This window comes from Peribacillus sp. NPDC097675 (assembly GCF_050277655.1).
In the GTDB taxonomy this organism is placed as follows: Bacteria; Bacillota; Bacilli; order Bacillales; family DSM-1321; genus Peribacillus.
Genome location: NZ_JBNNSK010000007.1, coordinates 53,729 through 78,434 on the forward strand (window position 1 = coordinate 53,729; position 24,706 = coordinate 78,434).

23 protein-coding genes are annotated in these 24,706 nt (G+C 41.2%); 7 read left to right on the forward strand and 16 right to left on the reverse strand.

The annotated features are described in order from the left end of the window. Window positions 1-58: 58 nt before the first annotated feature. Entirely contained in the window at window positions 59-535 is a 477-nt protein-coding gene (locus tag ACQKL5_RS11555; RefSeq protein WP_427608871.1) for a GNAT family N-acetyltransferase, read from the reverse strand. A gap of 170 nt (window positions 536-705) precedes the next feature. Between ACQKL5_RS11555 and ACQKL5_RS11560 the strand changes: the two genes are divergently transcribed. Next, entirely contained in the window at window positions 706-1,164 is a 459-nt protein-coding gene (locus ACQKL5_RS11560) for a TspO/MBR family protein (RefSeq protein WP_427608872.1), read from the forward strand. A gap of 128 nt (window positions 1,165-1,292) precedes the next feature. On the opposite strand, the gene ACQKL5_RS11565 is transcribed toward ACQKL5_RS11560, so the two are convergent. The 5 genes from ACQKL5_RS11565 to ACQKL5_RS11585 form a co-directional block, all read right to left on the reverse strand. Beyond that, complete coding sequence (locus tag ACQKL5_RS11565) at window positions 1,293-5,090, reverse strand: bifunctional 2',3'-cyclic-nucleotide 2'-phosphodiesterase/3'-nucleotidase (protein WP_427608874.1); 3,798 nt, start codon at window positions 5,088-5,090, stop codon at window positions 1,293-1,295. A gap of 220 nt (window positions 5,091-5,310) precedes the next feature. After that, window positions 5,311-6,876 (reverse strand): BCCT family transporter, encoded by a 1,566-nt coding sequence (locus tag ACQKL5_RS11570; protein ID WP_427608876.1) that lies wholly within the window; start codon window positions 6,874-6,876, stop codon window positions 5,311-5,313. A 327-nt stretch (window positions 6,877-7,203) separates the two neighbouring features. Then, complete coding sequence (locus tag ACQKL5_RS11575) at window positions 7,204-7,662, reverse strand: DinB family protein (RefSeq protein WP_427609147.1); 459 nt, start codon at window positions 7,660-7,662, stop codon at window positions 7,204-7,206. Window positions 7,663-7,702: 40 nt separating this feature from the next. After that, the gene (locus ACQKL5_RS11580; protein ID WP_427608878.1) at window positions 7,703-8,527 is read right to left on the reverse strand and encodes a GNAT family N-acetyltransferase; all 825 of its coding nucleotides are present in this window, start codon (window positions 8,525-8,527) and stop codon (window positions 7,703-7,705) included. A gap of 389 nt (window positions 8,528-8,916) precedes the next feature. After that, a complete protein-coding gene (locus ACQKL5_RS11585) occupies window positions 8,917-9,078 on the reverse strand; it encodes a YvrJ family protein (RefSeq protein ID WP_427608879.1) in 162 nt (53 codons plus the stop codon). Between the two features lie 158 nt (window positions 9,079-9,236). Here ACQKL5_RS11585 and ACQKL5_RS11590 point away from each other — a divergent pair, with 158 nt between their 5' ends. Together ACQKL5_RS11590 and ACQKL5_RS11595 are read left to right on the forward strand one after the other, a co-directional pair. Next, the gene (locus ACQKL5_RS11590; RefSeq protein WP_427608880.1) at window positions 9,237-9,857 is read left to right on the forward strand and encodes a sigma-70 family RNA polymerase sigma factor; all 621 of its coding nucleotides are present in this window, start codon (window positions 9,237-9,239) and stop codon (window positions 9,855-9,857) included. Next, window positions 9,850-10,068, forward strand: a complete 219-nt coding sequence (locus tag ACQKL5_RS11595; protein WP_427608881.1) for a hypothetical protein — start codon at window positions 9,850-9,852, stop codon at window positions 10,066-10,068. The genes ACQKL5_RS11590 and ACQKL5_RS11595 overlap by 8 nt, the downstream gene beginning before the upstream one ends. A gap of 110 nt (window positions 10,069-10,178) precedes the next feature. Here the strand turns inward: ACQKL5_RS11595 and ACQKL5_RS11600 are convergent, their stop codons facing one another. From ACQKL5_RS11600 to ACQKL5_RS11610, 3 genes are all read right to left on the reverse strand, one after another. After that, window positions 10,179-12,545, reverse strand: coding sequence for a penicillin acylase family protein (locus ACQKL5_RS11600; RefSeq protein ID WP_427608882.1), 2,367 nt, complete (start codon window positions 12,543-12,545; stop codon window positions 10,179-10,181). 196 nt (window positions 12,546-12,741) lie between these two features. Continuing rightward, the gene (locus ACQKL5_RS11605) at window positions 12,742-13,179 is read right to left on the reverse strand and encodes a hypothetical protein (protein WP_427608883.1); all 438 of its coding nucleotides are present in this window, start codon (window positions 13,177-13,179) and stop codon (window positions 12,742-12,744) included. 151 nt (window positions 13,180-13,330) lie between these two features. After that, window positions 13,331-14,197, reverse strand: a complete 867-nt coding sequence (locus ACQKL5_RS11610) for an STAS domain-containing protein (RefSeq protein ID WP_427608884.1) — start codon at window positions 14,195-14,197, stop codon at window positions 13,331-13,333. Window positions 14,198-14,360: 163 nt separating this feature from the next. Here ACQKL5_RS11610 and ACQKL5_RS11615 point away from each other — a divergent pair, with 163 nt between their 5' ends. Further along, window positions 14,361-14,510, forward strand: coding sequence for a hypothetical protein (locus ACQKL5_RS11615; protein WP_427608885.1), 150 nt, complete (start codon window positions 14,361-14,363; stop codon window positions 14,508-14,510). Between the two features lie 41 nt (window positions 14,511-14,551). Here the strand turns inward: ACQKL5_RS11615 and ACQKL5_RS11620 are convergent, their stop codons facing one another. The 5 genes from ACQKL5_RS11620 to ACQKL5_RS11640 all read right to left on the reverse strand — a co-directional run bounded on the left by ACQKL5_RS11620 (window position 14,552) and on the right by ACQKL5_RS11640 (window position 20,389). Then, window positions 14,552-15,805: a methyl-accepting chemotaxis protein gene (locus ACQKL5_RS11620; protein WP_427608886.1), complete on the reverse strand. Its 1,254-nt coding sequence runs from the start codon at window positions 15,803-15,805 to the stop codon at window positions 14,552-14,554. A gap of 166 nt (window positions 15,806-15,971) precedes the next feature. Then, window positions 15,972-16,301, reverse strand: coding sequence for a hypothetical protein (locus ACQKL5_RS11625; RefSeq protein WP_427608887.1), 330 nt, complete (start codon window positions 16,299-16,301; stop codon window positions 15,972-15,974). A 107-nt stretch (window positions 16,302-16,408) separates the two neighbouring features. Continuing rightward, window positions 16,409-17,593: an MFS transporter gene (locus ACQKL5_RS11630; protein WP_427609149.1), complete on the reverse strand. Its 1,185-nt coding sequence runs from the start codon at window positions 17,591-17,593 to the stop codon at window positions 16,409-16,411. Between the two features lie 143 nt (window positions 17,594-17,736). Beyond that, window positions 17,737-19,056, reverse strand: a complete 1,320-nt coding sequence (locus ACQKL5_RS11635) for an APC family permease (protein ID WP_427608888.1) — start codon at window positions 19,054-19,056, stop codon at window positions 17,737-17,739. Between the two features lie 505 nt (window positions 19,057-19,561). Continuing rightward, complete coding sequence (locus tag ACQKL5_RS11640) at window positions 19,562-20,389, reverse strand: undecaprenyl-diphosphate phosphatase (RefSeq protein WP_427608889.1); 828 nt, start codon at window positions 20,387-20,389, stop codon at window positions 19,562-19,564. Between the two features lie 151 nt (window positions 20,390-20,540). Between ACQKL5_RS11640 and ACQKL5_RS11645 the strand changes: the two genes are divergently transcribed. Further along, window positions 20,541-21,272, forward strand: a complete 732-nt coding sequence (locus ACQKL5_RS11645; RefSeq protein WP_427608890.1) for a glycerophosphodiester phosphodiesterase — start codon at window positions 20,541-20,543, stop codon at window positions 21,270-21,272. A 72-nt stretch (window positions 21,273-21,344) separates the two neighbouring features. Here the strand turns inward: ACQKL5_RS11645 and ACQKL5_RS11650 are convergent, their stop codons facing one another. Next, window positions 21,345-21,548, reverse strand: coding sequence for a small, acid-soluble spore protein, alpha/beta type (locus ACQKL5_RS11650; protein ID WP_402963074.1), 204 nt, complete (start codon window positions 21,546-21,548; stop codon window positions 21,345-21,347). 166 nt (window positions 21,549-21,714) lie between these two features. On the opposite strand from ACQKL5_RS11650, the gene ACQKL5_RS11655 reads away from it, so the two are divergent. Together ACQKL5_RS11655 and ACQKL5_RS11660 are read left to right on the forward strand one after the other, a co-directional pair. Then, window positions 21,715-23,001 (forward strand): glycosyl hydrolase family 18 protein, encoded by a 1,287-nt coding sequence (locus ACQKL5_RS11655; protein ID WP_427608892.1) that lies wholly within the window; start codon window positions 21,715-21,717, stop codon window positions 22,999-23,001. Window positions 23,002-23,218: 217 nt separating this feature from the next. Next, window positions 23,219-24,217, forward strand: a complete 999-nt coding sequence (locus ACQKL5_RS11660) for a potassium channel family protein (protein WP_427608894.1) — start codon at window positions 23,219-23,221, stop codon at window positions 24,215-24,217. On the opposite strand, the gene ACQKL5_RS11665 is transcribed toward ACQKL5_RS11660, so the two are convergent. Further along, a complete protein-coding gene (locus tag ACQKL5_RS11665) occupies window positions 24,214-24,618 on the reverse strand; it encodes a YugN-like family protein (protein WP_427608896.1) in 405 nt (134 codons plus the stop codon). The two genes, ACQKL5_RS11660 and ACQKL5_RS11665, sit on opposite strands and share 4 nt — an antisense overlap. Window positions 24,619-24,706: the final 88 nt, after the last annotated feature.

The window sequence follows — 24,706 nt, forward strand, 5'->3', positions numbered from 1 at the left end:
TGCCCATTACATACGGGCATCCTCTTTTATTTTTTCTATTATATCCCCTCATAAAGCCTTAAAGAAATAACTCCATTTCACTGCCTTTTTCAGTAAACCCCATCTTATCGTACAGATGCTTCCCACTTTTGGAGGAATGTAGCCAAATCCGTTTAACATTATATTTTTCACTTTCCTTAATACAATGTTCAAGTATTCTTCTCGCCAATCCATTTCCTCGATACTCCGGAAGTGTATACATATTAAGAATGTAAGCTTCAATCCCTTTCAGATTTTCTAAATAGGGTGGTCTATTAAATAAAACCATTCCACTTATACTTACTGCTTTACCATCGGTTTTTGCCACATAAGATATAAATTCATTGTTTGAAAGGGCTTTTTGTAAATACTCTCTCGTTGATTTTTCCATAAGGTATTTCTCTTCTGAAGATTTTATTTCATCTAGTTCTGTTAAAAGTGCTAACCGCAAACTAATGATTTGTTCCATGTCTTCAATAGTAGCCTTAGTAATAGTAAATTCAATACTAGGATGCATTCCAAGCGCCTTCTTTCTTTTAAAAATTGTGTCTCAAACTTTGTATTCCATACAGACAATGAAAACGGAAAAAACTTACACCTTCTAGCCCATTGAAATGTTTTATTTGGGTGTTTAAAGGTAATGGTATAACAATAACCAAATTATGTAGAAGGATGGTGGATGATTTAATGGATTATCGAAAATTGGCTAAGAGTGTTTTGATTCCCGTAGTCGGAGGCTCCATTGTCGGCGCTATTGCCACAAGGAATTCTAAAGAAATTTATAATGACCTTAAGAAACCTTCATTTGCTCCCCCTTCCTGGGTTTTCCCCGTTGCTTGGACAGGCCTTTATACCGTCATGGGAATTGCAAAGTACCGTGTTTCCGTAAAAGAAAAAAACACGAAGTCTTCTGAACTTCTTTATGACACTCAACTTGGGCTGAACTTTTTATGGTCTTTTCTATTCTTCAAATGGGGCTTGCGCGGAACAGCCTTCATTGAAATGGCTGCCTTATTGACGCTGATTACTTTGACGGCCTTCGAGTTTTACAGCATTGATCGCACAGCCGGCCTCGCTATGGTTCCTTATATTGGCTGGGTGACTTTCGCTTTAGGCCTTAACTACTCCATGTTCCGAAATAACTGATAAAGAAAGGGAGCGTTCCATATTCGGAACACTCCCTTTTCTTCGAACTGACCGATAAAGCTTCGATTTTGACCGATATATCAGCCATACCGACCGATATATCTCCCAAATTGAACGATAAAACTCATTTAATTATTGATATTTTTGATTCTGCCTTCCGTAACCGCAGTGATTTTTCCGCCTTTAAAAGTATTTTTCACATATTCAACGAACGCTTCTAAATCAGCATGTCCGAATACGCGCTCCTTACCTTTTAACACGGTATAGTTGTCTCCACCGCTTGCCATGAAATCATTGACAGTCACAGTGTACGTTTTATCCGCTTCGATTGGCGTGCCATCCGCTTTCTTCATTTCTGTGACACGTTCAGCGACTGGCTTGCTGAAATCAGCGGTATAGCTCAATCCTGAAATTTGTAACGTTTTTGGATTGCCCTCTACGACCCACTGCTGTTGAAGCAAGGTTTTTACTTCGGCACCTGTTAATTCAAGTTTGACCAGTACATTTCCGAATGGCTGAATTTTTGCCAAATCAGCATACGTCACTTCACCTTGTGGAATATCTGCACGAATTCCACCTGGGTTCATGAAAGCAAAGTCAGATTGTAAATCAGCTTTCATGGAATCCGCGATTAAATTACCAAGAGCTGTTTCCTGAGTATAGGCGTTCGCTCTTAAAATTTTCTCTTCCGTCTTCCCTAGTGGCGCTTTCAATTCAGGGAATTGATCAAGATATGAGTTAATGAACTTCGTCGTTTCGGCATCAGGTGTGATTCCTTCTTGTGTGACGGTAACAATTTCAGCCGATTTTTTGACGACGTCCTTTGTTTTCGGATCAATTTCCAAATCAATATCTTCAAAAGCCGTTCCGTAAGAGAAAGCTTGAACGATTAATTTTCCATCGACCGTACTGTTATTCTTGGCATGATTATCTCCAGCCAGAATGACATCGACTTCATCATCGATGGCATTTGCCAAATCAGCCACTTCTCCTGTAATGACCCCATCTTTCTCAGTACCTGGGTCATGTGAGACAACGACAATCGATTTAACGCCTTTTTCCTTCAACTCATCGACCGCTTTATTGATGGCAGGAGCCTGCTCAATAAATTCTACATTATTGATGCCAGCTGGGCTTACCTTTTGAGGTGTCGTATTCGTGACGACACCGATAAATCCTATTTTCACACCGCCGACTTCTTTAATCACATACGGGTCTAAAATTGGTTTTTTCGTATCTTTATACACGACATTAGCCACTACATATGGAAAGTTCAACTTATCGAAAACGACATCTGAAGTGGGAGACTTTCCACCATTTATTTGGGCCATCAACGTTTCGACCCCTTTGTCGAATTCGTGATTTCCTACAGTTCCTACATCAAATCCCATATTATTCAGGAGCTGAAGTGTCGGTTTGTCCTGTAGTAAGGATGATACGGGAGCACTTGCACCAACGGCATCTCCTGCTGAAATTAACAATGTATTTTCAGGATTTTCTGCCTCACGTTTTTTTAGGTGAGCCGCTAAGTAATCGGCACGTCCTTGCTTCACCCCACCGAATTCGGAGGTAGTATCGATTTGGCCATGAAAATCATTGATTCCCAACAATTGAACTTGAATGTTATTATTGGCCAGATTGAATTTGTAGATACCAAATCCTTTATCATCCGTTTTGCCTGTATACGAAATGGCACTGTCTTCATTTAAATATTCTGCACCTTTTGGCGATGAAGTGAATGTAACATTCACCTTGTCGGAAATCGGGGCAATTGACCAGTTATTATCTGCGGTCGGGTTGATTTCCTTCTCTTGCGTAATATAATCCATCAAGATCTGACGGTTTTCATCAGCGGAATCGACAATGTATTCACTGCCTTTGACACCTGGGAAATTCCCTCCGCCCGAAGCACGGTAATTATTCGTGATGACGATGAATTCTTGATTTGGATCAACGGCTTTACCGTCATACTCTAATTTTGTGATTCTGCTTGAATCTGAAAGCTTATTCCCTTTTTCATCGTAACGTGGAGCTTTCGTGACATCGACTTGATACGTTACACCATCAATTACGTCGAAGTTATAGACCGCGAACTTATCATTCAATAATTTTTGTTCCTCTGTTTTAGCAGGATTAATGGTATTGAATTTACCTGCGGACATTTCAAGCCATTCTTTGACAACAGAGCCTTTGATTTTGATGGCTTTTAACGTATTATCGTACAAATATAAATCACCGGCGCTGCGGATCGTCAAATCACCCGTTTTTATATCGGTATATTCTTCGATTCCATTGCGACCAGCCTTAAATGGCGCCCCTACAGAAAGGATCGGTAGGTCCTTATATTCAGGACGATTGTTTTTAAGGTAATTTTCAACATACCATTTTTGTGCACTAGTTACGACCTGTACAGAAGGATCATCCTGCACAAGGGCAAAATAACTGTGGATTGGTGCTGTTGTTTTGCCGATTGGCGTATTAACATACTTAACTGTTGCCTCGTGGTCTTTTTTGACCGCCTTCACAACAGCTGCATCTTCAGCCGCTTTCTTACCGGTTACTTTGTCATTGATTGCCCGGGTTGAAGAATCGGAGTTAATGACTTTCCATTTTCCCTTAATATTCTGAATATCAAGGTCAATGATGCCTAGGTTACTTCCACCATATCCTGCTTGGACGGCAGGTACTCCATTGATTGTGCCCTTTTTATTATCTACGCCTGCAAGGACTTTGTTTTGATTGTCCTTGAACAAGTTGTCTAATGATGCCTCATCTTGTGCCGGGAAGACTTTATGAGTATGCGAGAATGTAATGGCATCGATATTAGCCACTTTACTTAATGAATAGATAACATCCTCAGTGTTTTTGGCGTCGCCGCTAAAACCTGAATGCGTCAATGCCACGATGACATCTGCACCCTTTTTCTTCATTTCAGGAACAAATTTATTGGCTGTCGCAACGATTTCCTTGGCCACGACTTTCCCATCAAGATTTGTTTTATCCCAATCCATGATTTGCGGAGGGGCAAAACCGATATATCCGATTTTAACAGATTTTTCATTGCCATTTATATCTTTTACTTTCTTCTTCACGATTTTATATGGCGTGTATTTATTCTTATCATTATTTGGATTTTTATCTTTATCCTTTTTATAGACATTAGCATTTACATAGGAAAAATTCGCATCATTGATAGCTTCGTCCAGATAGGATAACCCATAATTGAATTCGTGGTTACCAAATGTAGCCACATCATAACCAAGTAGATTCATTGCTTTATAGACAGGGTGCACTTCTCCCTTTTTCAGTGGCGCTATATTCGCTTTGTATGTACCAAGCGGCGTGCCTTGAATGAGGTCCCCATTATCTACTAAAACGCTGTTTTTTGCTTCTTTTCTTGCCTGTTTAATCAATGTAGCCGTGCGTGAGAATCCAACTGAATCCGATACGGCATTTTTGTAATAATCATAACTTACAAGATTGGTGTGTACGTCTGTCGTTTCCATGATTCGTAGTTCAAATGGAGCATCGGAAACCGAGGTGGCAAGGCTTTTGCCGAAATTACTCGTTTTTCCATTATAATTGGAAACAACGGATACCTTGATCCAATATCCTGATTTGTACGTGTTGAAGTGGGCAGAAAACTTTTGTGCTGACTTGATGTCCGTCTCTACAGCTGATTGAGAAACGACCTTTGTCCCATTCATTAGCTGAAAGACAACGGCTTCTTTCCCCTTATTTCCCTTTTTAGGCGTAACAGTTACAGTGGCATTAGCCCCGTTTGTGTAACTTACCGTAGGAGTTGAAAGTGCAAACGGTTTCGCTTTGCTCACTCCTTTGGCAGATGCATCTACCGGAACGGCAAATGGGGCTGTAATCAAACTTACAGCAAGGATTGGGGCTAGCATTTTCGTTTTAAACGACATACTTCACAACCTCTCAAATTTTATGAAATCCTACAACAATATACCATATTTTTATCAGAATTTTTACACATTTCCTTGCAATTTTACATTTTTTGATAAAATAATTCTTTTGCATCATTTATTAATGACGAATAAGGTATAATATACCAATTATTTTCCGTTTTATATCTAAAATAGGCCGGCTCATTACATGAACCGGCCTACTAACCTATTTAATAATCTAACGCTTTCTTCTTATTACCGACCTTTTTTTCGCGGAAGCGGGTTTAGGAGCCAGCTTCAAGTCCTTACGCATGGTTTTATAAAAGGCAACCATGATGAGTAGCAAAATAATCGTAAATGGCAGAGCTGACACAACTGATGCGGACTGCAATCCGGTTAATCCACTCGATAAAAGAAGGACCAAGGCAATAGCTCCCATTAATACGCCCCAAATGACTCGGACGAATATCGGAGGATTCAAGCTACCGTTCGTCGACATCGAACTTAATATAAAGACGGCTGAATCGACTGAAGTCACAAGGAAGGTCAAGATTAAGATCAAGACAAAAACCGTGACGACTCCACTAATCGGGAGTCCTTGAAGCATGGTAAAAAGAGCGCTTGTTATATCGTCATTTACAGCTGCTGCAATTTCCGTACCTTCAAAAAGGTCCATATGAAGAGCCGTTCCCCCGAAAATGGCAATCCAGACCAAAGCTATAACTGGGGGAGCGACCATCACGCCGATAATGAATTCCCGGATTGTGCGCCCTCTAGAAACTCGAGCGATAAAGGAACCCACAAAAGGTGACCAGGCAATCGCCCACGCCCAGTAGAAAATGGTCCATTTATAAACCCAAGGGTTCCCGTTATATGGGTTCAATCTTAAGCTATATGTTACAAAATTAGAGATATAATCACTGATTCCTACGATGAAGGTATCTAGAATGAACTGAGTCGGCCCCGTAATGAATATGAACAGCATGATCAAGAATACGGCAAACAGGTTAAAAGTACTTAACCATTTCATTCCTTTGTTTATCCCGGTAATCGCAGAGGTTAAAAACAGTGCCATCATCACGATGACAATCACGATTTTAATCCAGCTGGCATCCGGCATGTTATAGGAGAAGCGTATGCCTCCATCAATCTGCATGATTCCTAGGCCTAATGAGGTTGCAACACCCATGATCGTGGCCGTAATGGCAAGGATATCTATGAATTTTTTTGTTGGTTTTTCATGCCTACCCTTTCCGATTATGGGAGAAAGGGTTGTTGAGACCAGTCCATTCTCCTTTTTCCGGAACTGAAAATATGCCATGGCAAGTCCAACAATTGAGAATATGGCCCATTGACTGACACCATAATGAAAGAAGGAATACCCCATAGCCAATCGGGCGCTTTCTGTCGTTAATGGCTCGACATCCTTATATGGTGGTGTAAAGAAATGGCTCATTGGTTCTCCTATCCCATAAAACACTAAAGCAATACCAAATCCACAGGAAAATAACATGCCAATCCAGGAGAACAAAGGGAATTCCGGACGTTCGTCCTCCCCACCCAAACGGATCTTTCCATATTTGCTAAAAACGAGATAGATCAGGAAAACGACAAATAAGAAAACAGCGGCCAAAAATAGCCAGCCAAAAGATGATGTTGTAAAATCAAGAGCAGCATTGGCCACATTTGCAAAAGTTTTGGGAATCACTGCTCCTATGATGACGACTAACGTTACAATAATTGCGGAAATCCAGAAAACACTATTTAATTTTAAACGCATCGTTACTTCCTTTCTAAGCTGCATGGTTTTTTCTTGTAATGGATAATATGTATGACGAGTGGGTGGAACTGGATGAAAGAGGATAAAAGGAGCTTGCCTATACTGCCTAAACTCTTGCTTGTGCTGTTCGCTTTATTTCTTCAGAACACCGGAAAACTAAGAATCTAGCAATCCCCCATGTCCTTCTAACAAAATCAATTCTATAAAATGGTTACCATTACAAACCTGATTTTCAAATGAAAACCCTCTAAATTTCTTGATACCCTTTTTTTCATTTGATAATCATAAAACGCCAGAAAAGAGAAAAAAGAACCGGAAATGAAAATCATTCACCAGTTCTTCTATAGGCGTTTATAAATGACGATCAAGCAAGCTGGCGGATACCGGTTTGAGTCCCATTTCCCTCGCCCAGATCGACAGCTGTCCAATGTGATGAATCTCATGGGCAATCAAGTGTCTTACTACCTTGCCCTTTTCATAACTCCCATCCATCCAGGGAACTTCTATCACCTCATGCTCCATACTAGGTGACCATGTCTGCATGAATTCCCTTACTTCCTGATGATACCTGGCGGACAAGTCCTGAATATCATCAACTGTATAGAACGAATCCAAGTCTATTTCAAGATCCGGATTCCCCTGAATGGCCCGGATCCAACTATACTCGACATCAATGATATGGACGAGCGTCTTCACGATGGTGCCCATTCCCCCGTTCCGCTTTCTCAGTAATTCATCAGAACGGAGTTTCAGACACCATTCGATCCATTCCCTTCTGACTTGCCAGTTATAATTGAAAAGTGTCAGCAGCATCCTCATCTCCTTTTCCAATGACTCTAGAATGGAACCATCATTCCCCTAACTTATACTCATAATAATCCTGCCGCTGTATCGTCCTGAATCCACAAGATTCATAGAGTCCCAGAGCACGCGCGTTCTTCGCTTCCACTTCAAGAAAAATATCGTAGCCGAGCTCATGCTGTTCAGCCACTATCTTCTTCAGCACCTTTTTGCCAACGCCTTTTCCCTGATACTCCGGAAAAATTGAAAAACCATAAATCCACGCTTCTCCTTCACTATGATCGACCCGGATTTTACCTACAGTAATCCCCTCTGATTCAATCATCAAGGTCTTTAACGTATCTTCATATTGAATGCGCTGATAATAATCCCTTGCTTCCTTTTCCAAAAACTGAAAACATTGAATATCCAATTGAATTTCTGTTTCCGCATCCGTTTTCCTTGAAGGGCGAATGATAATATCTTCATCGTGAGACAGTTCGGTAAGAGACCATTTCATTTGGTATTCCGAAAACGCAAACTCACATGGGATTTGTTTTAAGAACTCTTTTCCGGAATCGGATGGACCCGGAGCATTAAGGATAATCGCTCTTGCTTCCCTCCTTACTCCAGCTTCCAAAGCTTCATTCACCAAATTCGTAAAAATCCCCCGTCTCCGGAAATCCGGATGAACCATTCCGCACATTTCTAGTTTACTTCCGAAGTCATACAAACCGACAAATCCAACCAGTTGATTTCCTTCGTAATGTAGGAAATCATTTTGCAAGACGCCATTCCGGCTACGGAGTGTCTCCCAGTTCAGCTTCAGCGAAAAATTCCCTTGTTCACTCTCCAATTGCAATCGTTCAAGATCGTTAAGTTGTTTCTTGTTCAAAACAGCGCCCCCTATCCTAAAATTACATTTTATTACCATTCAGTGAAAAATACAGCATTATCCAATGAAATGCTGCATTTTTTTTCGTATAACGTAAAAATGTTGTTTTTTTAAAAGTATTTTCACTTTACTTTATAAAACAAAATACGTAAGGGAGGAGGCTTTCCACTAATTCTTAGGACCGATGAGTTATATTAATAAAATGATTCTATGTGAGGATTATTTTTACCATTTTTTGTGTTATATTCCAAGCTAGGAAGACATAATATCCTATTCGGGCAAAATAATAATAGGATAACTCATATCCAACGCTTTCATTTCACTATCTAGATTTTGGATCCCTTATGGAAACAGAATCCAAAATCCGTATTTCAACCTAGCTCCTTATGTCAGCTTCTCTTTTTATGACCGGTCTTCTTCAGGTTTTCTACTTCTAGAGTCAGTGCATTTAATTTTTTTCCGAAGCGGAAGAGCAAAAACATTGAAACGACGAATGGATAGCCAAAATCGCTAACTAGTGATACCCACACAGTAGCATCCTCAATCATCATCCTCTTCACCCCTTTTCTTGTATCTATTAACTAAAGTGAATAATGTCCGAGCAAAATCAATCTAGCACTATCGGTTTATAGAAAAAAGAACGAATGTTCGTATATAATTGATTTATTCCCCTTGTCCATCACTTTATGAATTTAAGGAGGGATAATAAATGAACAAGTTAACCGCTCATTTCTTTTCTCATTCACTTGATGTGTTACATCAAAGATACACTTCATTCTTTGAACAACCCATCGTCCAGGTTTTTTTACAAAACCCTGACCATATGAAGATTTTCACAGATACACTTGAGTCCCCATCCTCAAACAACATTTGTCATCTCAACGAGACATTCCAAATTTTCTATTATAGGGCCAAGGTATACAAATACTTATGCTCATTAATTTATTTTTTCTCCGTTGACTATGATAAAAGAGCACGAAAACAAAGGGAACGCTATCGAATGGATCTCGACATGACCTTGGATAGCGGCGGGATCATCGATCGAATCGGAAATCTGGACATTCAACTTGAAAAGATGGGGGAAACTGGCGACCTTTCTTCCCATATCGGTGACGAAGAATTGGTGAAAGCCCTTCAGAAGCTGACGCCGAAACAAAATCAGGTACTAACGATGGTCTATTCCTACGGCCTTTCCAACAAAGAAATCGCAGCTTATTTCCATGAATCACCTCAAAACATATCTAGCATTCGCAAACAAGGACTCAAAAAACTGCGAAAACACTATATGAATGAGATTTATGGTAGGAAGGAGAACAGGCATTGTGGATAACAAACTTTCAAAAGAAGAATTGATGGAAATGATCAATTCTCTAGATCCTAAAATAAAAAAATCCTTAAAGAACACACATTATCAAGACAGAAAAGACCTCGAACAAGAAATCAAACTCAAAATCATAGAATCCTATGAAAAGATCGCTAGCATCGAAGCTCCGAATTTCGAGGAATTTCTTACAGAATTCCTGATTAATCAGAAACGATAGGGAGCAGGGGACGCCAAGTTCAGATCACACTGGTCCTGCGACTCCTTTTTGTAAGATATACGTTTTGTGACAGACAAAGGACCTCACTTCAAAAGTAAGGTCCTTTTCATCTACTCTGGCTTCAATGTCAGCTTGTCGCCTTTTGGTTTGTCCAGTATCGTTTTATGATAAGTCCCATCCGCCCAATCATCAAGCTGGTCATGATACCATTTGCTTTTAACATTTCCAGATTGGCCAGGGCCGACAAGATGATAGGCTTGATTCGTATCGGATAGATCGATGACAAATCTCCAGGAACCACCGTGATTGACGGTTCCATCGTCAAGAAATGCGGCTGCCTGGACAGTGACACTGCTACCGCCAACCGGAACCCCCCCGTCACTGTTGAACAAGTAGTTCAAGGGTGAAACACTGGAAAGTGGATGATTAAAGCGGACTTGGTGGTAATCTCCCCACTCCCAATCGGTCAGGTCGGAACCTTGCGTTTTCTCTAGTTCCTTCAATGTCTGATGTAATGACTTTGCCAAGACCTGTTCTATCCCCCCTGCTTCTTCGATCCACGGACCTGGTTTCCCGTTCAGTGCCTCGCGCAGCAATTCATCTAGCGCCGATCTCCTTCCATTAAAAAGTTTAAGCGTTTCCTCAGGAATCTCGTCCTTCAGCAGGACATCACCAATTTTCTTCATCCACACATTAAAAATCATCGGTGCTGCGGCATCCACTGAATCAATCTCATTCCATTTTTGTAATATCTCTAGCGCCTGTTCTTCCTGCTTGCCGGAAGAGCCATTCAATATCTTCAAAAATTGCGGGACAAATTCTCTTGCTTGCAGGTTCACCTGATCCATCTGCAGGTTTTGCATATCCTGTGCAGTCAGTTTCTTATTGGCTTTCAAAAATTCCTGAATCCTCATTTGACGATAAGGCTGTGCCCAGTTATTGCTGATATGGTACGGATAATCGTCGGAAATGACCTTATTATTCGCCGTCGAAATGAACCCTGCTTCTGGGTTAATTGTTTTTGGCAGTTCATCGAAGGGAATATAGCTCTTCCATTCATATTCATCCGTCCAGCCTGGTACCGGCAACATGCTATCACCTTTTTTTCGGATGGGAATCTTCCCGTTCGCCTTATAAGCAATCGTCCCATCGGTAGAAGCGAAGACGAAATTCTGTGCCGGCGTCTCAAACTTCAGGAGTGCTTTTTCAAATTCATCCCAATCTTTTGCTTTATTCATATTCAATACTGCTTCCAGTTCAGCTGACGGATCAAGAGCCGTCCATCGCAATGCCAGGACCGTATCCTTCCCGCTATTACCTGCGAACTCGGAGACGACCGGCCCATGCCGAGTAATCGTCACTTGATAATCAATCGTCTTGCCGTCTTTTACCTTGATTGGTTCATCGATTATTTTTGCTTTTTCCCATTTGTCCTCGTAAGCGAATTCATTCTCATTCTTTGGATTTCTCTTTTCGATATACAGATCCTGAACATCCGGCCCCGTATTCGTCACACCCCAGGCGACGTTTTCATTATGACCCAGGATGATGCCGGGAATCCCAGCAAAAATGACCCCACTCACATTGACAGTCGGTGCCTCCAGATGCGTTTGGTACCAAACGGAGGGTGTCGCTAATCCGAGATGGGGATCATCGGCTAGAAGCGGCTTACCGGTATCTGTTTTCGAACCTGATACGACCCAGTTATTACTGCCATTGAATTCATAAGGAATAACGGCACCGGCAAAGCTTTTCTCAATATCCAGATCTTCCTTGCCGATGATATATGGAGCGTCCTTTGGATAATTCGGGAAAAGATCATAGGCCTTTTCCTTTGGGAAAGTTTGCAGCAAATACTGTCTGAATGCCTGATCTTCCCAGTTCCCACCTAAATCAAATGCCATATACTTCCCAATGGTCAGAGAATCCGCAGCTGTCCAAGGCTCCGGTTCATAGCCTAGCAACGTGAACTCGACTGGCCATTTCCCACTTTCCTGCAATTCGGCGATATAACGATTCACGCCTTCCGCGAATACATCCAACGCCTTCTTACCTTCACTTGTATATGTGTCGTAAGAGGATTCGGCAGCCCTCCTTAACCCAAGCGTACGAAAATATTTATCATTTTTAACGGCCTTCTCCCCAATCACTTCGCTTAATTCACCAGATGCCTGACGCCTACTTAGGTCCATTTGAAACAAACGGTCCTGCGCCTGGATATAGCCTTGAGCCAAATATAAATCATGTTCATTTTCAGCCTTTATATGTGGAACCCCACTCGAATCCCGCACAACTGTAACCGTTTTCAAAAGACCTGGCAGGGTTAATTCCCCCTTCGTCTCAGGAAGCGATCTTGATAGAAATACATTTGCCGCAATCACTGCTATCACTGCAAGTATAAGTAGTGATCCAAAAAACCACAGGACGCGCTTTTTCCATCTTCTTTTTGGCTTTGGCTGAGGTAGGACTGCTTCCATTGTTTCATCTCCCTTTTCTTAAAACTCTCTCTTTCTACTTTTAAGTATTCGCTTTTCTATCCAACTTCCCTACCAACTTCCTAATTTTTTCTACTTATTTCGAAAGAATAGAGGATATTCCTCTCTTTTCCCTATGTACTGCAGAGAAATTATTTCAAAACGTAAATGAAACGCATCGATAACCGATGCGTTTCATTTATGTTCTATGGGTAAGAAATTCAATCACTTTCTCTATATCATCCGTATATAAAAGAGACTTATCGAAGTCGTGTACGGCCTTCGTCTCCGCTTCTAGGTAGTCATATTGGGAAATAAGGTTCAGGAACCTTTTCCATTTATGTTTCTCCTGCAGAAGCTTCTTTTCCCTTTCAATATCCTCCGAAATCACTTCGTTGATAATGAAACAGGGATCACTTAGCACCGGGTTCTTGAATCGCTCATGTAAGGCTTTCAGTTTTTGTTTGTCCCACTCAACCCTGACCAGGTCTGATATGGCGCCTACGTTATTGACTGCATCAAGGATTCGCTTTGACAGTGTCTCATATTCTTCATATTCTAAACCATGATCAGTCAAGATACCCACACTGAACCATTTCACATCTGGATTAAGGCGATTTTTCTGCTTAAAAGCCAAAATTCATTCAACAACCTTTCGTTTACGTTATACCAATATTATTGTAATACCGTACAGATACTAGATATCGCTCACATTTATTAAGATTAACCTCCCCTTGGAGCATCACTACATCCTATAAAAAAAAGATATCCGCAATTCTAGGATACCTTCATTCTGAGTACTGGATTGTAATCCCTTTCCGTTTAACAATATACTCCATAGCCTGAGCGAAAGATAAGAATGATTTGACCTGGTGAGAGAAATCAAGCTTGATGATTTGCCTCACCACAGCTGGTGTAAACCCGACAAACATCGTTTCCGTCCCCATCAAGGCTAACGCCCCCACCAACTGATCAAGTAGGGAAAACATATTATCATCTTTCGTATAGGTGATGCCGGAGAAATCCAAGATCAATACTTCAGCATGGGAATCGGTACATTTTTGCAGAACCGTCGATTGCATGGACTCCATTCGCCATTCATCAATACGCCCAATTAGTGGTACGAGCAGAACATCTTGTAGCATAGTTTGGACGATAGGCGTCGCCAACTCTTCCATGACTTCTTGATTCTCTTTAATTTTCTTTAATGACTCGTTTGCCGAATTGGCTATTTCCTTATAATAATTCACATAACTCACACTCATGCAATAAAGGAATTCGTCCAAGATGGCATCAATAATCGAACTCGCTTTTAACAAGACTTCAATTGAATAGTGGCGATTGCTGACTTCCTCTTCAATAAAACTCCAGAACAGGTTACGCCCTAACTGAATCTCGCCGATAATTTTATCCAGCGAAACACCCATTTCCACAAGTCGGTTACCAATTTCCATCCCGAATTCTTTCATGCTTTTCATCGCTTGGCTTCTACTGGTAATTAAAGCATCCGCATGAATTTGGATGATTTGTGCCCGAACCACTTTGCTTGCTTCCAATTCATAAGGGGATTCTTCATCGAACAGTTCGAGATGCTCCACTAATATATATTTAAATTTTTCAATTTTCTCGCCAATTAATTTCAATTCTTCATCCATAACGACAACGCACCCCCGTACCATTCCTTGAATAATATCAAGCCTTTTTTCAATTTTAGCAAATTTTTATGAAAAAGGGATATAAAAACCTTATATTACCAATAGGATAAAAGAGTTTGAATCACTATGGAAAAGGGTAATACGATAACTTGGAGGGATTTCATTGAAAAAAAATCAGCAAGACTTTGAAGCAGAAAATATGAGTGACTTAGTCGAACTTATCAATAGTAAAAACAATAGCCGTAGAATCTTAGATGTACTTCGTCGTAATAAGAAGGATAAAAGTAAGAGTTTAAATAAAAACGGCAAATGAAGACCCAAACCAAAAAGGTTTGGGTCTTCATTTAAATCGGGTTACATTTTGAACGTATGAATGGCATCATCCATATCCCCCGCTAATGTCTTCAGATGTTCAGCAAGAGCAGTGATTTCCTCTATCGCCGCCGATTGTTCCCCTGTTGCCGTCATGATGCTCCTTGTCGCGGCCTCTGAGCCGGCAGCGGAACTTGATATTAAATCCATGGACTGTACAGCCGCCCTCGTTCCCCCTTCCATTTTTTCTATCGCTTCACCCACTTGCCCAACCTGATTGGAAAGATCATTGATGGAGTGGTGAATTTCTACAAATGTGTCTCCGGCTCCGGTCATCACTTTAATTCCTTCGCTTACCTCATGATTGACAAAGCCCATCTGCTCGGAAACCTGCTTTGTTTCTTTCTGGATATGACTGTTGATTTCGCTGATTTGCTGAGTCGCATTTCTCGATTGCTCCGCAAGGTTCCTCACTTCATTAGCTACCACAGCAAATCCCTTACCTTGATCACCAGCACGTGCAGCTTCTATAGAAGCATTCAGGGCCAATAGATTCGTCTGAGCAGCTATTCCTGTAATCACTTCGACAATTTTGCCTATCTCTACGGAACGTTCCCCGAGTCCATTGACGACCCTTGCCAATTCATTCACATTGGAGTAAATCGACTCCATTTGCCGGCCTGCCTCATCGATTGAACTCGTTCCTGCTTGGGCTTTCTTCAAGGACATATCAATTGAGCCAGAAACCATCTCTGCCCCGAGTGTTACTTTCTCTAGACTGGACGACATCTGATAAATCACCTCAGTTGTCTCGTTCACTCCCTGAGCCTGGTTTCTGGCTCCTTCTGCAACATCCTCCATTGAACAAGAAATCTCTTCAGTTGCACTACTTGTCAGATGTGCGCCTTCTGCTAATTCATTAGAATAGGTGTTCATATTTTTTGAGGCTTCCTGGACTTTTTTCAACACTTCGCCCCAAGAATCAACAGTATGGTTAATATTGATTGCGATCGTTTTCAAAAAACCGAGCTGATCTTCATTTATCCTTTGTTTAAGGTCCCCATCTGATATTTTTTCCAAATAACGATTGATCGACCCAATCGGCCGTATGAATCTGCGATGGTTTATCATGGAGGAAACTATTCCGACAATCAAACCGCAAATCACAATGAAAAATAGATTCCAAAACATACGAGTTCCCGAAATACCATTAACGAGACAAACGAGCAACCCAATCAAAAAGGTACCGGGTACCACAACCAAACTTGTTCGAATGATATATTGAATAAGTCTCATAATATTCCCTCCAAACCATTCTTTTTTAAATCGTTCACAAAATTATCATACTATTTTCCTATATTTATTTCCACTTTTATCCTAAAATAATAAGTATTTACCCAATTAAAAAAGCTGAATTTGTATATTCATACAAAATCAGCTTTTCATCAGGTTAGCTATGTTACTACCTTTTTCTTTGGATGGTCTTAACTTGGTTACCGTCGGAAGAGATATAGACCGTTTCATCTACTTTATATGATAAATAGCGATCGCAATCAATTTCGTATATCTTTCCATTGTCGAACTTCATCGCGCAATTCGACCCCTCTTCCGTCTTACTGACATCAATGACCTCGTTCGTTTTAAAGCCAATCGCCTTTCCATCAGAAAAATGAGGGTAGTATTTCTCGACAATCACCACTTTGTCTAACCGATTGGGTCCAGATACATATACAACCAATAATATGATTAAAACGGCTATTAAGCCACCCAGAATTCCTGTTTTTCGTTTCACTCTATCTATTACTCCTTTTTATCAATCTATTACTTACTATCCTTTTTCAATAGATTATATTCACCAATCTAGTAAATATGATAGAAAAGAGAACTTGATTATCTCATTCATGTTTCCTTCTTCAGCAACAATATGCATACAGCCGCCGAAATGATCAAGAGGGATACAACAGCAACGACTCCTCCCCAGCCGAACCGGATCAGGAAGATTCCGCCAGTCGCCCCCACAATACTGGAGCCACCATAATAGAATAATAGGTATAATGCGGAGGCTTGGGCTTTTTCGCTCTTCCCTGCCACCCTTCCGACCCAACTGCTCGCAATTGAATGGGCCCCAAAGAAACCAAATGTGAAGAAAGCGAGACCTATTATCTTCACGGAAAGGGGAACAGCCAAGGTTAAGAGCGCCCCCGCAAGCATGATCAGGATTCCTGATAACAACACGTGCCCCTTGCTATACCGGTCCGCGAGCTTTCCCATCCACGTTGAACTGAAGGTCCCAACTAGATAGATAATGAAAATGAAACCAATCAGAGTTTGTGATAATTGATAAGGGGGTTCCATCAGCGGAATTCCGATAAAGTTATAAACGGTCACAAACGAACCCATTAGTAAGAATGCCATGCCAAATAGTAATAATAATTGTGGATTCTTAAAATTATGCTGTAAGGATTCTTTTATTCTGAACAGAGACATTTTATTGTTTAGTGAATGCTGGGAAGATGGGAGCATCCACCAAAAGACCAGGCTAATTAGTAAACTTAACACGCCAAGGCTCCCAATTGCTATATTCCATGAGTAGTGGTCGGTCAATACCCCCACAATCAGTCTTCCTGCCAGCCCTCCAATAGATGAACCGCTCACGTAAATCCCCATCACATACCCTAGACTCTTCGGATGGAACTCCTCATTGATATACGCCATGGCAATCGCCGGGAACCCTGCAAGGACGGCCCCCTGGACCGCCCTGACAGCAATTAAGGTGGTGATGCTATCCTGGACAAAGCTGACACTGATTGATAGTAAAGCGGACATGGTCAGAGCCACACCCATTATCTTCTTTCGATCAATACTCTCCGAAAAAAAAGAAACAAGCAACAAGCATATGGCGAGCGTTCCTGTTGCAAAAGAAAGAGTTAAGCTCGCCATTGCCGGCGATACCCCGAATTGCTTCGCAAAAACCGGGATGACCGGTTGGGTACTATATAAATCTGCAAATGTTACAAAACTTCCAAGAAATAAAGCTAGGATCGTTTTGCGAAATGATTTACCCGCAGGCTCAATATAATTCAATTCCACTCAAACCTTTCAAACTTAACTTACTTCTATGTTAATACGTCCTGACTACGTTGTCTATTTTGCAGGAAGCTAAAAGAATTAAACATTTTTCCAACATAAGAAGACCCTTCACCGTTTCAGTGAAGGGTCTTCATTCGTTACTTCGCTTGTCTTTCTTTCCTTTCGTTTTTTACCATCAGCCAGTATACAGGTAATCCGATTATCAATATGATCACGGAGTAGAGCGCATCCATCGGTGTATCGATTAATGTACTAAGCACTATGTAAACTGCACCGACTATCGCCAGAATAGGGATGAACGGATAAAGTGGCACTTTATACGTTTTTGCATCTGGATCTTTCTTCCGTAGAATGAAGACCGCAAAGAAAGCTAACCCATAGAAAGAAAAGACAGAGAATATCGCCATATTCGAAAGCTTATCAGGATCCGTCACAATCATCATGATTATCGCAATGACCACTTGTAGAATCGTTGCGTTGATAGGCGTTCTGAATCTAGGTGATATCTTCCTTATCTGTTTATGACCAGGCACCATTTTATCCTCCGCCATCGCAAGTGTAATTCTTGGGAAGGTTAAAAGCTTGCCATTCAAACAGCCAAAGATAGAGATCAAGATTCCAATCGCAATTAATTTTCCACCCAACTCACCAAAAAGAACGGTCGCTGCCACATTGGCCGAATTTGTTCCATTCGCAATGATTCCATCCGCACCAAGGACATGCAGCATGGCCAGGTTTACAGCTAAGTAAGCAACCATTACCACCACTATCCCCGTAATGATCGCCCGGGGTAAAGTTTTCTGTGGGTTTTTCATCTCACCTGCCATGAATCCCACATTGATCCATCCGTCATATGCCCATAGCGTTGCAAGTATCGCACCCGCCATGCTTACCTTCACCGTGGTTTCAACATCCATGTTAAAGACAGGCATATCGCCTTGAGCCACTCCGAACACGGCAATAAAGACGATGGGAATCAATTTTGCAACCGTGGAAACCGTTTGAATCAACCCACCGTATTTTGTTCCCAACAAGTTCATCGCGGTCAAGAAGACAATGGTGACAATTCCAATTCCCATTGTATAATCCATAGATATATTAAATAAACCGGCCACCAACGCACCGAAATATAAACAGAGCGCGCCCATTACTGCAGGTCCATATACCAATGTTTGGACCCACCCACACAGGAATCCCCACATCTTACCATACACTTCTTCTAAATACGCATATAAACCGCCCGTTTTAGGAATTCGTGTACTCACTTCAGCGATGGTCAATCCACTTGCAAGCGTTATCAATCCACCAATCAGCCAAGCCAATAAGGACATCGTTGAATTACCACTTAACTCAAGTACCACACCGGGCTTCATGAAAATACCGGAGCCTATGACTGTACCCACTACTATAGATGTTCCAACCCAAAAGCCAATCGTTTTTTTCAATTGATCATTCATTCAATGTCCCCCTTTCGCGTACACATCTTCTAATTTCTCAAAAAAATTATACCACGAAAAGTATATAAGAATAATTTATTAAATAATCAGAATAATTCAATATATCACTCGAGAGGTTGCAGTTCCTATATTGGAAACGCCTACATTTTTTTATTTATTTTTCGCGGATTTTAGCTAAATATATATATTTTGTATTTAATTAAGGTAAAGGAAGAATTAATTAAGTAAAATACGAATTATATATAAATATATTTTATAATTATTCGTATTAACTCACTTCAGTTTTAGAAGTTCATTTTAACGGTTCTATAAAACGAAAGAAGTACACTATGTCGAGTTCACCTAATCATTCACCCTTAAATAGGTAAATAATCCAATAGGAGTATAATACTAAAGTTCGTCTAAGATTGTATCCATCCATTTACTGATGATTGAAAGCTTCCCTTCATCGCTCCCTCTTTTTGTATAAAAAAAAACCATCCCTTTTGATAGGGATGGCTAGGTTTTACCAAACAATGAATAATAGCACAATCGCTAGGACTATTCGATAGACAGCAAAAGGCGTCAACTTCACTTTATTAATTAATAAAAGGAAGAAACGGATGCAGAATAACGCAAAAATAAAGGCGCTGATGAATCCTGCGATAAAGAATGGTAATACTTCAGGTGTGAAGTATTCCCAGTATTTAATGATTTTCAGCAAACTGGCTCCTGCCATGATTGGCACGGCCATAATAAATGTGAAATCGGAAGCCGCACGATAACTCATGCCAAGAAGCACACCACCTGAGATCGTCGAGCCGGAACGGGAGAATCCTGGCCAAAGGGCTAGACATTGGATTAGCCCAACACCAAGAGCTTGTTTATAGGTAATTTGATCAACCGTTTCCGCCGTCAATTTCGGTCGGAACTTATCCGCCGCAAGCATCAATAAAGCTCCTACGAACAATCCGATGATAACCGTCTTGACCGTGAATAAATGATCATCGATATAATCTTCGAACAGTAAACCCAATACGGTCGCAGGTAGCAACCCTACGATGATTTGAAGCAAATTCAGCTTTTCCCCTGCCACAGCAGAAGGGTTCTTCATTTTTCTTAAGCCAAGCAAGTCCATGAAACGTCCCCAAAAGAGCACCACTACAGCAAGTATGGAACCGAGCTGGATGACGACCTTAAAAGCATTGGCCACTTCACTACCAAAAATTTCAGTGGATTTCAGCCATAAATCATCTACTATGATCATATGGCCTGTAGAGGATACCGGAGCAAACTCCGTTAGACCTTCCACAAGGCCAAGGATAACCGCCACAAAAATTTCCCAAATATTCATTATTTTCACCTCAAAATTTGTCCGCATATAAATGGAAATACCTTTTGTATTTTACTCGTTGTTTAAAATATTGTCTATTAATCGTTGCTGAAAAAAAGGACTACACCATGTATCATAGACTCAAGATAATTAAAAAGAAGGAGTGACGCTCGTGAGAACCATCCAGATTTTTGCCCATCGTGGATCGAAAGGGACACATCCGGAAAATACGATCCTTGCGTTTAAAGAAGCTGTAAGGGTCGGGGCCGATGGCATTGAATTCGATGTCCACCTTAGCTCGGACGATGAATTGGTGGTCATCCATGATGAAACTCTTGACCGGACCACCACACTATCCGGCTTTGTCAAAGATTTTTCTAGTGAAGAATTGAAGAAAGCAGATGCCGGTTGCAAATTTTCCGAGGAGTTCAGTGGAGAGAAGATTCCGTTCTTAGGAGAGATTTTCGATTGGGCGAAGGAACATTCATTATCGATGAATATAGAACTCAAAACGGATAAGATCGCGTACGAGGGAATAGAAGAAAAAGTTGTGGATTTAATCCGGGAACATCATATGGAACGTCGGGTCATTCTATCTTCCTTCAATCATCAATCGATTGAAAAAGTGAAGGAGTTGGCCCCCGAATTGGAGCGGGCTTTATTATTCGAAGGTCTGCCGACTAACATTGATGAAATATTAGCCTATAGAAAGGAGAGTGGCTTCCATCCTGATCAAAAAAGCTTGACTGAAGCCATTCATGCCTCTGCAAAAAAGCTGGGTTATAAGGTCCGCCCCTGGGTCGCCAATAACCAGGCTGATATCGAAAGACTTGCCACTATCGGGGTTGATGTCATCATGACTGATTTCCCGGAAAGAGCAATCTCCGTCCTGGCAAGCCAATAAGCCCCTTATGAACAAAATGCGAAAGAGAAGGGGATCATTCCCCTTCTCTTTCTAATCCAATTTATTCAATTATTAACGAGCTGATCCGCCTAATTGTTGTTCAGCCATTTGCACTAAACGTTTTGTGATTTCCCCACCAACTGATCCGTTAGCACGAGCTGTTGTGTCAGCACCTAAATTCACGCCAAATTCGTTTGCAATTTCATACTTCATTTGTTCTAGAGCTTGTTCTGCTCCAGCTACTACTAGTTGATTGCTGCTGTTGTTGTTTGCCATGTGTCTCACCTCCTTACATATATTTATTTACATCTTCGGCTTAAATTATTATTTCCAATTTATTGAATAATCGTATCTTTTGAACGATAACATCATGGCCTCTTATCATGAATTCCTTCTTATGCTCATAAACTGTTAGGAAACTTTCAGTAAGGGGGAAAAAGACGTGCAAATTCATGTGGTTAGGCCTGGCCAAACGTTATTTGGCATTGCCCAGACGTATAGCGTGAGCGTTGACCGGCTCGTGGAAACAAATAAAATTCCTAACCCAAATAATCTGGTCGTCGGGCAGGCCATCGTCATTCCTATAGTCGGCAGTTATTATTTTGTCCAGCCCGGTGATACGTTATTTTCGATTTCTCAAAAGGTAGATGTCCCATATCAAGAATTAGCCAGGATCAATGGCATTTCCGAACAGGAACCGTTATCCATCGGATACCGCCTTTACATTCCTGCCCGAAAAAAACGGACGGCTGAATTCAACGCCTATGTCGAGCCTCGCGGTACAACAGTTGCTCCTGCCCTTGAAACGGCGGCTAGGGAAGCAGCACCTTATTTGACCTACTTAGCTCCATTCAGCTTTCAGGCGCTCCGTGATGGCTCCTTAAAGGAACCATTACTCAATAACTTTCCAACCATCGCTAAAGAAAATAAAAATGTCCTCATGATGGTAATCACCAATCAGGAAAACGATCAATTCAGTGCTGAACTCGGACAAATCATCCTTACCAACACGTCCGTGCAGAATAAGTTCCTAAACAATATTGTCACAACAGCCAAAAAGTATGGATTCAGGGATATCCATTTTGATTTTGAGTTTTTACGTCCGTCCGATAAAGATGCCTACAATCAATTTTTACGTAAAGCAAAAGAACGATTCAAAAAAGAAGGCTGGTACATTTCAACGGCACTGGCACCTAAAACCAGCGCCGAGCAAAAAGGGGGCTGGTATGAAGCACATGATTATAAAGCTCATGGGGAAATTGTCGACTTTGTCATTATCATGACGTACGAATGGGGATATAGCGGGGGTCCCGCCCAGGCTGTGTCCCCAATTGGTCCGGTTCGTGAGGTTCTTGAATATGCCATCACCGAAATGCCAGCCAATAAGATCCTTATGGGGCAAAACCTATACGGCTATGATTGGACATTACCTTTTGTCCAAGGATCAATTGCTAAGGCCGTCAGTCCTCAGCAAGCCATCCAGATAGCTGCGGCAAATAACGCATCCATTGAATATGATGAAAAGGCACAGGCTCCTCATTTTACTTACACAGATGCTGAGGGGAAAGAACATGAGGTTTGGTTTGAGGACGCCCGTTCCATACAGGCTAAGTTTGATTTAATCAAAGAATTGAATCTGAGAGGAATGAGTTATTGGAAGCTCGGTCTCTCCTTTCCGCAAAACTGGCTCCTCATCAGTGAGAACTTTAACGTTCGAAGACGAGTCTGAAAAAGCTCATCTTGGGAATATACACAATGATTTCTGCATATGATTCAAAACCGAGCATAAATTCCATCTTGTGGATACGTGACTCTACGTGATAAAAACCTTCCTTATCCTTAGGAAGGTTTTTATCTGTTCTATCTTCCTCTATAAAGATTGTCCGGCAAATCCTTATGAGTTGAGCCCCTTTTGTCCATACTAAAAGGACTTAGGGGGGGATAATATGATCAAAATTAATCCATTCAGCAGCCACGTCTTGCAACGGTCTCCGCTTTTATTTAAGTTGCTTTTGTCCATCATCCTGTTTTTAGTTTTTTTCGGATGGCTGATCCATCTAATCGAGCCCGAAAATTTCCCTTCTATATTTGAAGGAATCTGGTGGGCCATTGTCACGACTTCCACTGTCGGGTACGGGGATCTCGTCCCACTAACGAAACTCGGGAGAATGATCGGAATGCTTCTCATTTTGTCCGGGGTTGGAGTCATCACTTCTTATTTTGCCTACATTGCCAAAATGTCCATCTCAAGCGACCAGCAATTCCTTACCGGAAGGAAAGAATTTAGCGGCAGTGGTCATTTTATTATCATCGGTTGGAATGGCCGATCGAAACGAATCATTAACAATATTCACGAAAGCAAACATCATCAGCCAATTGTCCTGATCGACGATACATTGAACAAACACCCATTGCCAAGGGCGAACATCCATTTTGTGCAAGGAAAGGCAAGTTTGGATTCCGTTTTGCTGCAGGCCAATATTAAACAAGCGGAGCGGGTGCTAATTACGGCTGACCTTCAACAAAATGAACTGCAAACGGATATGTTTTCCGTCTTGACCTTACTTGCCGTAAAAGGGTTGAACCCCCATGTTTATTGCCTTGTTGAAATTCTAACGCCGGAACAGAAGGAAAATGCTTTACGTGCCGGAGCAGACGGAATCATTGAAACAAATAAGTTTGCGAGTGACTATATGCAAGAATGTCTTTGGAGAGGAATCGATGAAAAAACGAAAGAGAGTCCGACAAAGGAAAATGGCCTGAAGATCGAAAGAATTCCGGTTGAATTCGAATGGAAAGGTAAAACTTTCAAACAATTAAGCGTTACCTTACTAGAACAGGACATCCTTTTGGTTGGCATCGTATCAGGAGGCGAGACTCTTATCAAGCCTCCATCAGATGCCATCATCCATCCAAATGATACCTTGCTCATCATTGGTGGTTAACCCAATAGTAACTTTTCCAGATCCCGAACAAGAGATTTTCCATAAGCAATATAATCTTGTGGGAATTCTGCATCGGGATCTTCCGGTTCGGCAAATTGATTGAAAGAAGCCGAAAGGTTCCCAATATTCCCTTCCCGGTCGATACCATCCTCATACTTATGAGATAACAAATACGGAGTCATGATTTCGACCATTACCCCATCGGTATCCAGCGAGCCATCAACAGCTTTGAAAGGCACGCGTAAAAATTGATAACCATCTTTATCATCGATTTTAAAGTCAAAAGTGCCATGGTCATAATCCCAACCACCACCAATCATATACCCCTCTGGTTTAAACTTTGTCTCTAGATCAAACAAACCGAATGTTTTCCCTTCCAACTTAGAAGAAATTTCAATCATGTTAAAACCTCTTTTGCTAATTTTAATAATTAGCTTACCCAATAGTTTTTAAAAAAACCTAACGCTTACTCTTCCTCTTTCGATTGAG

What these genes read in the sequence shown, in the direction of transcription:
- ACQKL5_RS11665 (WP_427608896.1), bottom strand. Translation starts at nt 24,618, where the DNA reads ATGATTGAAATTTCTTCTAAGTTGGAAGGGAAAACATTCGGTTTGTTT.
- ACQKL5_RS11555 (WP_427608871.1), bottom strand. Translation starts at nt 535, where the DNA reads ATGCATCCTAGTATTGAATTTACTATTACTAAGGCTACTATTGAAGAC.
- ACQKL5_RS11660 (WP_427608894.1), top strand. Translation starts at nt 23,219, where the DNA reads ATGATCAAAATTAATCCATTCAGCAGCCACGTCTTGCAACGGTCTCCG.
- ACQKL5_RS11570 (WP_427608876.1), bottom strand. Translation starts at nt 6,876, where the DNA reads ATGCAGCTTAGAAAGGAAGTAACGATGCGTTTAAAATTAAATAGTGTT.
- ACQKL5_RS11610 (WP_427608884.1), bottom strand. Translation starts at nt 14,197, where the DNA reads ATGGATGAAGAATTGAAATTAATTGGCGAGAAAATTGAAAAATTTAAA.
- ACQKL5_RS11585 (WP_427608879.1), bottom strand. Translation starts at nt 9,078, where the DNA reads ATGATGATTGAGGATGCTACTGTGTGGGTATCACTAGTTAGCGATTTT.
- ACQKL5_RS11600 (WP_427608882.1), bottom strand. Translation starts at nt 12,545, where the DNA reads ATGGAAGCAGTCCTACCTCAGCCAAAGCCAAAAAGAAGATGGAAAAAG.
- ACQKL5_RS11565 (WP_427608874.1), bottom strand. Translation starts at nt 5,090, where the DNA reads ATGTCGTTTAAAACGAAAATGCTAGCCCCAATCCTTGCTGTAAGTTTG.
- ACQKL5_RS11650 (WP_402963074.1), bottom strand. Translation starts at nt 21,548, where the DNA reads ATGGCAAACAACAACAGCAGCAATCAACTAGTAGTAGCTGGAGCAGAA.
- ACQKL5_RS11635 (WP_427608888.1), bottom strand. Translation starts at nt 19,056, where the DNA reads ATGAATGATCAATTGAAAAAAACGATTGGCTTTTGGGTTGGAACATCT.
- ACQKL5_RS11590 (WP_427608880.1), top strand. Translation starts at nt 9,237, where the DNA reads ATGAACAAGTTAACCGCTCATTTCTTTTCTCATTCACTTGATGTGTTA.
- ACQKL5_RS11620 (WP_427608886.1), bottom strand. Translation starts at nt 15,805, where the DNA reads ATGAGACTTATTCAATATATCATTCGAACAAGTTTGGTTGTGGTACCC.
- ACQKL5_RS11560 (WP_427608872.1), top strand. Translation starts at nt 706, where the DNA reads ATGGATTATCGAAAATTGGCTAAGAGTGTTTTGATTCCCGTAGTCGGA.
- ACQKL5_RS11640 (WP_427608889.1), bottom strand. Translation starts at nt 20,389, where the DNA reads ATGAATATTTGGGAAATTTTTGTGGCGGTTATCCTTGGCCTTGTGGAA.